The sequence below is a fragment of the Dickeya zeae NCPPB 2538 genome (genome assembly GCF_000406165.1).
GTDB classification, from domain to species: Bacteria; Pseudomonadota; Gammaproteobacteria; order Enterobacterales; family Enterobacteriaceae; genus Dickeya; species Dickeya zeae.
The window spans coordinates 1,054,500-1,065,040 of record NZ_CM001977.1 but is presented as its reverse complement, the minus strand read 5'-3'; the positions used below and the strand labels follow the sequence as shown (position 1 = coordinate 1,065,040).

The window sequence follows — 10,541 nt, the reverse complement described above, 5'->3', positions numbered from 1 at the left end:
TATAACCAGCCAGACCATGGATTCGAGGGGAAGCTTACGCTTACGTAGCGTCACGGTATCCGTGAGGGTAAAGGCCTGCTGAATAAGGTCGGGGGAAAGGAGGTCGGCAAGACTCTGAACTTCATCGGGAGCGGTAAGGTTGATAATGCCGAGGGCCTGTGAAAGTTCCATTAAAAAGGGTCCATGTGAAGACATGAACCCTTTTTACATCAGCCACCGGATCGGTCAACCGATCCTTAAACGATCGGCATTAGCCGGACGGCGGGTTTTTCGTTACCAAAGCGCAAGTGCAAACAGGGTTACGGCAACAGCGACGGCTGATCCGCACCTTCTTTTTCCACTTTCTGTACCAACATGTGCTCACGCTTCATACCCAGCTTAAGCGCCAGCGCGGAAGCCACATAGATGGAAGACGCCGTACCGATGGTCACACCGATCAGCATCGTCAGCGAGAACCCTTTCAGCATCGCGCCACCGAACAGGTACAACATCAGGATCACCACCAGGGTGGTTCCTGATGTGATTAAGGTACGGTGCAGCGTTTGGGTCAGTGACACGTTGAAGATTTCGTAAGGCGTTCCACGACGAATTTTGCGGAAGTTTTCACGAATACGGTCAGACACCACGATACTGTCGTTCAACGAGTAACCGATGACCGACATTAACGACGCCACAATGGTCAGGTCGATTTCAATATTGAATAACGACAGCACCCCCATCGTGATGATCACGTCATGCGCCAACGCGATAACCACCCCTGCCGCCAAACGCCATTCGAAACGGAAGCCGACGTAGATAAGGATACAGATTAACGCCGCCATCAGTGCCATCGCACCGGTCTGCGCCAGATCCGCCCCCACACTTGGCCCAACGAACTCAATGCGTTTAACGACCGCATTCTGGCTGGTTGACGCGTTGATGACGTTAACCACCTTGCTACCCAGAGCCTGGCCGCCAGATTCATCGTGAGCAGGCGGCATACGCACCATGATGTCACGACTGCTACCGAAGTTCTGCACCAGTGGATCGGCAAAGCCAGCCTTTTGCAGCGCTTCTCGCATCTGCTCCAGATCGACCGATTTCTCAAGCGAAATCTCAATAACCGTACCACCGGTGAAATCCAGCCCCCAGTTGAAACCGCGCACGCCCATCACGACGATAGACAGGATCAACAGCAGACCGGACAACGCGAAGGCCCAGTAGTCCCAGCGCATAAAGTCATACACTTTACGGCCGTAGTTCAATTGTTCAACAGTATATTCCTGTGCCACAACGCACTCCTCAGATAGACAGCTTTTTGATGCGCTTGCCGCCGTACAGCAGGTTTACGATGGCACGGGTTCCAACGATAGCGGTAAACATGGATGTCGCTACACCAATACCGGTCGTGATAGCAAAGCCTTTAATCGAGCCGGTGCCCACCGCATACAGGATAATGACTTTAATCAGCGTCGTGACGTTGGCATCAAAGATGGAGCTAAATGCCCCCCGGTACCCTTCATCGATCGCCTGCTGCACAGAGCGTCCGTTGCTGAGTTCTTCTTTGATACGCTCGTTAATCAGTACGTTGGCATCCACCGCCACCGCAAGGGTTAACACGATACCCGCAATACCTGGCATGGTCAGCGTTGCCCCTGGCAACAGCGACATCACCCCGACCACCAGCACCAGGTTCAGCAACAGCGCAGAAGTCGCAATCAGGCCGAACTTCTTATAGAAGAAGATCATGAACAGGATAGACACCGCCAGACCTGCCAGACAGGCTTCCAGCCCCTGAGTGATGTTTTGCATCCCCAGCGTCGGGCCGATGGTACGTTCTTCTACAATCTGAATCGGCGCAATCAGCGCACCGGCACGCAGCAGCAGTGACAGCTGGCGCGCTTCGTTCGGGTTGTCGATACCAGTAATACGGAAGCTATTGCCCAGACGTGACTGGATAGTGGCGACGTTAATCACCTCTTCCTGTTTTTCCAGAATCGCGCGACCGTTGGCGTCTTTCTTACCACTATCCTTGTATTCCACAAACAGGGTCGCCATCGGTTTACCGATGTTGTCCTTGGTGAAATTGGACATCATGTTGCCGCCAGCGCTATCAAGCGAGATATTGACCTGCGGACGGTTGTATTCATCATTACCGGAGGTAGAGTCGGTAATATGGTCGCCGGTAAGAATCACGCGTTTGTACAAGGCGATCGGGCCACCGTCACGCATGTTCATGACTTCGGTATCGCCCGGCACACGACCGCTGGCTAACGCCGCTGGGTCAACATTGCTGTTTACCAGACGGAATTCCAGTGTGGCGGTCGCGCCCAGAATTTCTTTCGCACGCGCCGTGTCCTGAATACCCGGCAGCTCTACCACGATACGGTCAGCACCCTGACGCTGTACCAGTGGTTCTGCCACACCAAGCTGGTTGACACGGTTTCGCAGGATGTTGATGTTCTGCTGTACCGCGTATTCGCGGGCTTCGCTCAGCCGCGCATCACTCATCACCGCACGCAGCGCATCACTGCCGCTATTGTTGAACACCAGATCGCGATGGCGCGGAGTCAGGTAGTTCACGGCGTTGTCACGCAGTTGACCGTCGCGGAACAGAATTTCCACGCCATAATTATCTGCTTTACGAACAGACGCATATTGGATGCCTTTCTCGCGCAGATCGCTGCGCAGGGAATCCATGGTCTGTTCCTGCAACTTGCCTAACGCGGTATCCATATCCACTTCCATCAGGAAGTGCACACCGCCACGCAGGTCAAGACCCAGTTTCATCGGTTCCGCTCCCAGCATTCTCAGCCAGGTAGGCGTAGCAGGCGCCAGGTTTAGGGCAACCACGTATTTCTCGCCCAACGCACTCACCAGCACTTCACGAGCACGAAGCTGGATGTCCGGTGTAGAGAAGCGTGCGAGAATAGCACCGTTTTCCAGCGCAATAGATTTGCTGGCGATATGTTGTTCTTGCAAAACATTCTGGATCTGGACCAGCGTAGATTCACTGGCGGCGGTTCCTCGCGCGCCAGTGACCTGAATTGCCGGATCCTCACCATACAGGTTAGGAAGTGCGTAGAGCAGACCGACGACGATCGTCACGATCAGCATCAGGTACTTCCACAGAGGATAGCGGTTTAACACGGTAGTTCCCTTCGGGAAAGTCGAAAAATTACAGGGCCTTCATGGTACCCTTCGGCAGTACGGACGTCACGTAATCGCGCTTGATCACGACTTCGTTGGTGTCGTTCAGGGCAATGGTGATAAATCCGTTATCAGCCACTTTGGTCACACGCCCAACCAGACCGCCGTTAGTCAGCACTTCATCACCTTTGCCGATCGAATCCATCAACTTCTTGTGTTCCTTGGCACGTTTTTGCTGAGGGCGCAGGATCATGAAGTAAAAAATCAGACCGAACACGGCCAGCATAATCACCAGAGAGTACGGGCTTCCTTGAGCCGGAGCACCTGCAGTTGCTGCCACAGCGTCGGAAATGAAAAAACTCATTTAAATGTCCTCTTTAGTTATCAAAACAACAGTTATCTATAAAACGTTCATGCCACGCAAACGTGCTTATTGCGGTACATGACCTTCATGGTCATTTCCCGCCGCGCTATCGGCCAACGGCGGAACCGGTTTACCGATGCGCTGGTAAAACTCAGCCACAAAGCTCTCTAATCTACCTTCCCCGATAGCCTGGCGTAAACCCGCCATCAGGCGCTGATAATAGCGCAGGTTATGGATGGTATTGAGGCGCGCGCCGAGTATTTCGTTACAACGGTCGAGGTGGTGCAAGTAGGCACGGCTATAATTGCGACACGTGTAGCAATCACAGTGCTCATCCAGCGGTCCGGTGTCGTCTTTATGTTTGGCATTACGAATTTTGACCACGCCGTCCGTCACGAACAGATGGCCGTTACGAGCGTTGCGCGTCGGCATTACGCAGTCAAACATGTCGATACCGCGGCGAACCCCTTCCACCAAATCTTCCGGTTTGCCTACCCCCATCAGGTAACGGGGTTTATCCGTCGGCAACTGAGGACAGACATGCTCCAGAATACGGTGCATATCGGCCTTCGGCTCGCCGACCGCGAGGCCGCCCACAGCGTAACCATCAAAACCGATGTCCACCAGCCCTTTTACCGACACATCACGTAAATCTTCGTAAACACTGCCCTGAACGATGCCGAACAGCGCGTTTTTGTTGCTTAATTCGTCAAAACGCTGGCGACTGCGCTTCGCCCAACGTAACGACATCTCCATCGACCGTTTGGCATAGTCCCAGTCTGCGGGGTAAGGCGTACACTCGTCGAAAATCATCACGATATCGGAACCGAGATCGTACTGAATTTCCATGGATTTTTCCGGGCTCAGGAAAATGGCGTCACCATTGATCGGGTTGCGGAAATGTACCCCCTCTTCGGTAATCTTGCGGATATCGCCGAGACTAAATACCTGAAAACCACCGGAATCGGTCAGGATCGGGCCATGCCACTGCATAAAATCATGCAGATCGCCATGCCGCTTCATAATTTCCTGCCCCGGGCGTAACCACAGGTGGAAGGTGTTACCTAAGATTATCTGGGCACCGGTCTCTTTAACTTCTTCCGGCGTCATCCCTTTGACGGTGCCATAGGTCCCGACGGGCATAAATGCCGGGGTTTCCACCACACCACGTTCAAAAACCAGACGACCACGGCGCGCGCGGCCGTCCGTTTGCAACAGTTCGTACTTCACTTAACCTCCAGCATCAGAAAACAGTCTGATGGCATCATTGATATACCCACAGAACCTGGCCTGCGGTATGAAAAAGTTAGGCGGCGGATTATCCCACTTGTTCCTGTTCCGCCGACGGGTTACGGGTGATGAACATGGCATCACCGTAACTGAAAAAGCGGTATTGCTCAGCCACCGCCTGATGGTAAGCATCCATCGTATGGCGGTAACCCGCAAACGCCGACACCAACATAATCAACGTCGATTCCGGTAAATGGAAATTGGTCACCAGCGCATCCACCACCTGATAGTGATAACCGGGATAGATGAAGATGCGGGTATCGCCGAAAAACGGGGCGATCACAGCTTCCGCACTGGCCTGAGCCGCACTTTCCAACGAGCGCACCGACGTGGTACCGACGGCGATTACGCGATTGCCGCGCGCTTTACAGGCCAGTACCGCATCCACTACCGTCTGCGGCACTTCGGCATACTCGGCATGCATCACATGGTCTTCGATAGACTCAACCCGCACCGGCTGGAAGGTACCGGCACCAACATGCAGAGTCACGAAGGCCATTTCCACGCCTTTTTCTTTCAGAGCAGCCAGCAACGGCTCATCAAAATGCAGACCCGCGGTGGGTGCTGCCACCGCACCTGGGCGCTGACTGTACACAGTCTGGTAAAGCTCACGGTCTGCGGCTTCATCCGGACGGTCGATATAGGGTGGCAGCGGCATGTGCCCGATGTCATTGAGAATGGTCAACACATCGCGCGTATCATCGAACTGAATCTCAAACAAGGCGTCATGGCGCGCCAGCATGGTCGCTTTCACGCTCTCGTCTTCGCCGAGCAACAGCGCTGTACCGGGTTTAGGTGCCTTGGAAGCGCGTACATGCGCCAGCACACGCTTATCATCCAGCATGCGTTCTACCAGCACTTCCAGCTTGCCGCCGCTGGCCTTACGGCCAAACAGGCGCGCTGGAATCACCCGGGTGTTGTTAAACACCAGCAGGTCACCAGGCTGGAGTTTATCGAGCAGATCGGTAAATACGCCGTGCGCGACCGCGCCTGTCGGGCCATCCAGCGATAACAGTCGGCAACCGCTACGTTGTGCCTGCGGATAGCGGGCAATCAGGGATTCAGGCAATTCAAACGAAAAATCGGCAACACGCATGACTATTCACTTACATTTCGGCACAGTGGAACAAACGAAGCGGCTTAGTCTAGAGCCCGTCGGGACCGGCTGCAAGAAATAAGCGGGACATCCCCCCACCTTCCTCTATACTTGCCGCACTCATCCTATTTTTTATGCCTTGTGGGAGTGCGCGTCGACGCCATGAATTTTCTTGCACATCTGCATCTCGCCACGCTGGCGCAAAGCTCGCTGACCGGAAACCTGATGGCAGACTTTGTGCGTGGTAACCCCGATGAGCTTTACCCACCCGAGATGGTCGCCGGTATTCGCCTGCACCGGCGTGTTGATGTACTGACCGACAGTTTGCCGGAGGTGCGCACGGCCTGCCGCCATTTCAGCGCGGACTATCGCCGGGTCGCGCCCATCGCGCTGGATGTGCTGTGGGATCATTTTCTGGCTCGCCATTGGTCGATGATAGAACCGGCAACACCTCTGACGCACTTCGTCAGCGAGGCAGAACAGCAAATCGCCCCCCACCTGCCTGACACCCCGGAGCGCTTTCGTAATCTGAATCATTACTTGTGGCCGGAACGCTGGCTGGAACGCTATGCCGAGTTGCCGTTTATCGCCGAGGTGCTGCACCGTATGTCAGTGCGAAGGCCGAAGCTGGCAACGCTTTCTGGCTCATTTATCGATATTGAGCGTGGCTACCATCAATTTGAAACATTATTCTGGCAGTTCTATCCTCGTATGATGCATCTGGCAAAAACAGGTCAGTTGGATGGCCCGGCTAACGCCGCACAGTAACACAGGATAAAAGGAGGGACAGCGCGCCAGGCTGTTCCCACGTCAGTGAAAAGGATCATCAATTGTTCCGATAGGCAAAAGCTATCTTATTGATTGGTCGCTTTTGCTTTATTCACTGGCAGGCTGTACCTATACTTACGGCGTTTACTACATTCACCTATCATTAACAGCTATTTACAGGAGTAATTATGGTCCTGGTAACTCGTCCTGCCCCTGACTTCACTGCCGCCGCCGTACTGGGAAGTGGGGAAATCGTTGAGAATTTCAATCTGAAGAAACACATCAACGGTAAAGCGGCTGTGATCTTCTTTTGGCCGATGGACTTCACTTTCGTATGTCCGTCTGAGCTGATCGCCTTCGATCACCGCTACGAAGAGTTTAAGAAACGTGGCGTTGAAGTGGTTGGTGTGTCTTTTGACTCTGAATTCGTACACAACGCCTGGCGTAAAACCCCAGTCGACAACGGCGGTATCGGCGAAGTGAAATACGCGATGGTCGCTGACATTAAACGCGAAATCCAGAAAGCCTACGGTATCGAACATCCGGAAGCGGGAGTGGCGCTGCGCGGTTCTTTCCTGATCGACAAAAACGGCATCGTGCGTCATCAGGTCGTGAACGATCTGCCGCTGGGTCGTAACATCGATGAAATGCTGCGTATGGTCGATGCGCTGCAATTCCATGAAGAGCACGGCGAAGTGTGCCCGGCTCAGTGGGAAAAAGGTAAAGCCGGTATGGGCGCTTCCCCGGACGGCGTAGCAAAATACCTGAAAGAAAACGCCAACAACCTGTAATCAGCTCTCGCTATTCAGGCATCAGCCAGCGGTCTTGCCGCTGGCTTTTTTATGCCCGTCATCCTGTAATGAGGGGCAATCCACGACACGACGACTCAGCGCCGACGGCGAAGGGCGTAGCTTGCCAGCAACAGCAGGATCCACACCATCCCTGCGTACAGCGCAATGCGCGTATCCGGGAAATAACCAATCAGGCCGATGATAAAGACCAGGAACACCACGCCAACCACTGCGGTCGCCGCACCGCCCGGCAGAGGAAACGCCAGCGCGTTCACCTGCTCGCGGTTCAGTTTGCGGCGAAACGCAATCTGTGAGCACAGGATCATGATCCATACCCATACGGTGGCAAAGGTGGCTAGCGACGCAATCACCAAAAACACTTTCTCCGGCATGATGTAGTTGAGGTACACCGCCACCAGCAACGCCAGCACCATCACCACCACCGTTACCCATGGGGTGCCACGACGGGACAACCGGGCGAACACCTGTGGTGCATGGCCTTGCTCCGCCATGCCGTGCAACATACGCCCCACGCCAAACACATCACTGTTGATGGCAGACAGCGAAGCGGTGATTACCACGAAATTCAGGATACCGGCTGCCGCCGTGATGCCCATGTGCTGGAAGGTCAGCACAAACGGACTACCGTTGGTCCCCACCTGATTCCACGGGTAAATCGACATAATCACGAACAGGGTGCCGACGTAGAATACCAGAATACGCCAGGGTACAGAGTTGATGGCGCGCGGAATGGACTTGTGCGGTTCTTTAGCTTCACCCGCGGTGATCCCGATGATCTCGACACCACCATAGGCAAACATCACCATCTGCAATGACAGGATCATTCCCATCACACCGTTACTGAAGAAACCGCCGTTACTCCATAGATTATGGATACCAGTAGGCTCGCCGCCGTTGCCAATCCCCCAAACGATGATGCCAACCCCGGCCACGATCATGACCACAATGGTCGCGACCTTGAAAAACGAAAACCAGAACTCCAGTTCGCCAAACACTTTCACATTCATCAGGTTGATGGCACCGATAATCAGCACCACGCTTAATACCCAAATCCAGTGCGGCACCTCCGGAAACCAAACCCCCATGTAAATGCCGAAAGCGGTCACATCGGCAATCGCGACGATCAGCATCTCAAAGCAGTAGGTCCACCCGGTGATATAGCCAGCCAACGGGCCGAGATAATCGCGGGCATAACGGGAAAAAGAACTGGCTTGCGGATTGCTAACAGACATCTCTCCCAGTGCCCGCATAATGATATAAGCGAACACGCCACCAATCAGATACGCCAGCAGTACGCTAGGACCAGCCATCTGAATAGCGCTGGCCGAGCCGTAAAACAATCCGGTACCAATAGCGGAGCCCAGCGCGATAAAACGAATATGCCGCGTACTTAAGCCACGCTTGAGTTTGGATTGTTGTTCCATAGGTTTGGATTGTTGTTCCATAAATGAGCAACCCTGTCTTTATAAACGAAAAAACCACAGGCAAACGCCTGTGGTGAAAAGCATCCGTTCCACTGCCACTCAGGAATGTGCCGTGACTTCCTGACGACCGGTGATGCGGTCATAAATCCCTACTACCAGCAGAATGAGTAAGGATGGCGGCAACCAGGCCAGCCCCTGCTCGCTCATCGGCAGGCTCTGTGTCCAGCCGGGCAGTAATGACTGAAAAGCCGACGACTTGACGCCGTCCAGCAGGCCAAAGACCAGACTGACCAGCATCACAGGAGCAATAACATGCGTGCTGTTATTCCACCAACGACGGGTAAAACTCAGCAGCACCAGCACGATGCACGGCGGATAAATAGCGGTCAACACCGGCACAGACAGTTGAATCAGGTGGCTCAGCCCGAGATTGGACACCACCATCGAGAACAGCCCCAGCACAAACACCAGTGCACGGTAAGACAATGGCAGGTACTGCGCGAAGAATTCAGCACAAGCGCAAGTCAACCCGACCGCAGTGACCATACAAGCAATGAAGATCAGCAACGCCAGGAAACTGCTGCCCATGTTACCAAAGGTGTACTGTACATACGCATGCAGGATTTCAGCACCGTTTTGCGCGTTCGGCACCAGCGAGCCGCTGAAAGAACCGAGGTGGAACAGGCTCAGATAAACCAGCGTTAATCCCAGCCCCGCAATCAGACCGGCCAGAATGGTGTAACGGGTTAACAACCCAGCATCACTCACGCCACGGGAACGGGCCGCATTGACGATGACGATACCGAACACCAGCGCGCCCAGCGTATCCATGGTCAAATAGCCATTCACGAAACCGGTGGAAAATGGCACCTGCTGATAGGCTTCCGCAGTCGGCGCTGGCGTGCCTGCCGGCCATACCAACGCGGCAATCCCCAGCACCGTCAGGGCGATAATTTTCACCGGTGCCAGAATGTGGCCAACGGTATCCAACAGGCGGCCGGGATAGAGCGAAATCGCGATCACGATAGCGAAGTAGATCAGGCTGTAAACCAGCAGAGGCGTCGCGCCCTCACCCACCAGCGGCGCAATACCGACCTCGAACGAGACCGTCGCGGTACGCGGCGTAGCAAACAACGGCCCTACCGCCAGATAGCAGACCGTCGCCAACAGTACACCGGCTTTCTTGCCGATCGGGCTACTGAGCGTATCAATACCACCACCTACACGCGCCAGTGCTATCACCGTCAACACCGGCAAGCCGACAGCGGTAATCAGAAAACCGAGTGCGGCGACCCACACGTGTTCGCCAGCCTGTTGACCGACCATCGGTGGGAAAATGATATTCCCGGCACCGACGAACAAGGCAAAGGTCATGAAGCCCAATGCCACGATATCTTTGGAAGTTAAACGATGACTCATAATGTATGTTGTTGTTGCCTGTAAAAATGGTGTTGCCGGCATAAACCGGGCGCGTAAAGCGGCGCACGCAAGAAGCGGGAGCCGTGCGATGTGCAGGATTATGATGTGAGGTTTTATTGCACAGCGTTAATGGGGGCTAAGTAAAACGTTTATAGCAATAAAAGGCAATACGTGATCGGTAAACCAGAACATTAATCTGATCTTCAATATAAAGTCAGCATTAGAATTTATATTTTCAC

Annotated in this window: 10 protein-coding genes; 2 read left to right on the top strand and 8 right to left on the bottom strand. The window is 54.1% G+C overall.

What is annotated here, in order from left to right:
• The 6 genes from DZE2538_RS20610 to queA form a co-directional block, all read right to left on the bottom strand.
• Positions 1 to 171, bottom strand: a 171-nt coding sequence (locus tag DZE2538_RS20610; RefSeq protein ID WP_201765546.1) for a transposase domain-containing protein, incomplete at its 3' end; no start/stop codon positions are given.
• Between the two features lie 128 nt (positions 172 to 299).
• A complete protein-coding gene (gene secF, locus DZE2538_RS04785; RefSeq protein WP_038913355.1) occupies positions 300 to 1,271 on the bottom strand; it encodes a protein translocase subunit SecF in 972 nt (323 codons plus the stop codon).
• 10 nt (positions 1,272 to 1,281) lie between these two features.
• Positions 1,282 to 3,129 carry a protein translocase subunit SecD gene (secD, locus tag DZE2538_RS04780; RefSeq protein WP_071603559.1) on the bottom strand — a complete coding sequence of 616 codons (1,848 nt, stop codon included), beginning with the start codon at positions 3,127 to 3,129 and terminating at the stop codon, positions 1,282 to 1,284.
• A 28-nt stretch (positions 3,130 to 3,157) separates the two neighbouring features.
• On the bottom strand, positions 3,158 to 3,493 hold the full coding sequence (gene yajC / locus DZE2538_RS04775) for a preprotein translocase subunit YajC (protein ID WP_015854583.1): 336 nt from the start codon (positions 3,491 to 3,493) through the stop codon (positions 3,158 to 3,160).
• Positions 3,494 to 3,559: 66 nt separating this feature from the next.
• Complete coding sequence (gene tgt / locus DZE2538_RS04770; RefSeq protein ID WP_012883732.1) at positions 3,560 to 4,723, bottom strand: tRNA guanosine(34) transglycosylase Tgt; 1,164 nt, start codon at positions 4,721 to 4,723, stop codon at positions 3,560 to 3,562.
• Between the two features lie 88 nt (positions 4,724 to 4,811).
• Complete coding sequence (gene queA, locus DZE2538_RS04765; protein ID WP_038915725.1) at positions 4,812 to 5,879, bottom strand: tRNA preQ1(34) S-adenosylmethionine ribosyltransferase-isomerase QueA; 1,068 nt, start codon at positions 5,877 to 5,879, stop codon at positions 4,812 to 4,814.
• 162 nt (positions 5,880 to 6,041) lie between these two features.
• Between queA and DZE2538_RS04760 the strand changes: the two genes are divergently transcribed.
• On the top strand, positions 6,042 to 6,647 hold the full coding sequence (locus DZE2538_RS04760; protein ID WP_038915724.1) for an ACP phosphodiesterase: 606 nt from the start codon (positions 6,042 to 6,044) through the stop codon (positions 6,645 to 6,647).
• Positions 6,648 to 6,835: 188 nt separating this feature from the next.
• Complete coding sequence (locus tag DZE2538_RS04755; RefSeq protein WP_012883729.1) at positions 6,836 to 7,438, top strand: peroxiredoxin C; 603 nt, start codon at positions 6,836 to 6,838, stop codon at positions 7,436 to 7,438.
• A 95-nt stretch (positions 7,439 to 7,533) separates the two neighbouring features.
• Here the strand turns inward: DZE2538_RS04755 and proY are convergent, their stop codons facing one another.
• Together proY and brnQ are read right to left on the bottom strand one after the other, a co-directional pair.
• Positions 7,534 to 8,883 carry a proline-specific permease ProY gene (gene proY, locus DZE2538_RS04750; protein ID WP_038917107.1) on the bottom strand — a complete coding sequence of 450 codons (1,350 nt, stop codon included), beginning with the start codon at positions 8,881 to 8,883 and terminating at the stop codon, positions 7,534 to 7,536.
• 99 nt (positions 8,884 to 8,982) lie between these two features.
• Complete coding sequence (gene brnQ, locus DZE2538_RS04745) at positions 8,983 to 10,302, bottom strand: branched-chain amino acid transport system II carrier protein (protein WP_038915723.1); 1,320 nt, start codon at positions 10,300 to 10,302, stop codon at positions 8,983 to 8,985.
• Between the last annotated feature and the right edge of the window lie 239 nt (positions 10,303 to 10,541).

Bases quoted from the DNA above. Each gene is read 5' to 3' on its own strand.
- yajC (WP_015854583.1), bottom strand. From the start codon at position 3,493: ATGAGTTTTTTCATTTCCGACGCTGTGGCAGCAACTGCAGGTGCTCCG.
- queA (WP_038915725.1), bottom strand. From the start codon at position 5,879: ATGCGTGTTGCCGATTTTTCGTTTGAATTGCCTGAATCCCTGATTGCC.
- DZE2538_RS04760 (WP_038915724.1), top strand. From the start codon at position 6,042: ATGAATTTTCTTGCACATCTGCATCTCGCCACGCTGGCGCAAAGCTCG.
- DZE2538_RS04755 (WP_012883729.1), top strand. From the start codon at position 6,836: ATGGTCCTGGTAACTCGTCCTGCCCCTGACTTCACTGCCGCCGCCGTA.
- proY (WP_038917107.1), bottom strand. From the start codon at position 8,883: ATGGAACAACAATCCAAACTCAAGCGTGGCTTAAGTACGCGGCATATT.
- brnQ (WP_038915723.1), bottom strand. From the start codon at position 10,302: ATGAGTCATCGTTTAACTTCCAAAGATATCGTGGCATTGGGCTTCATG.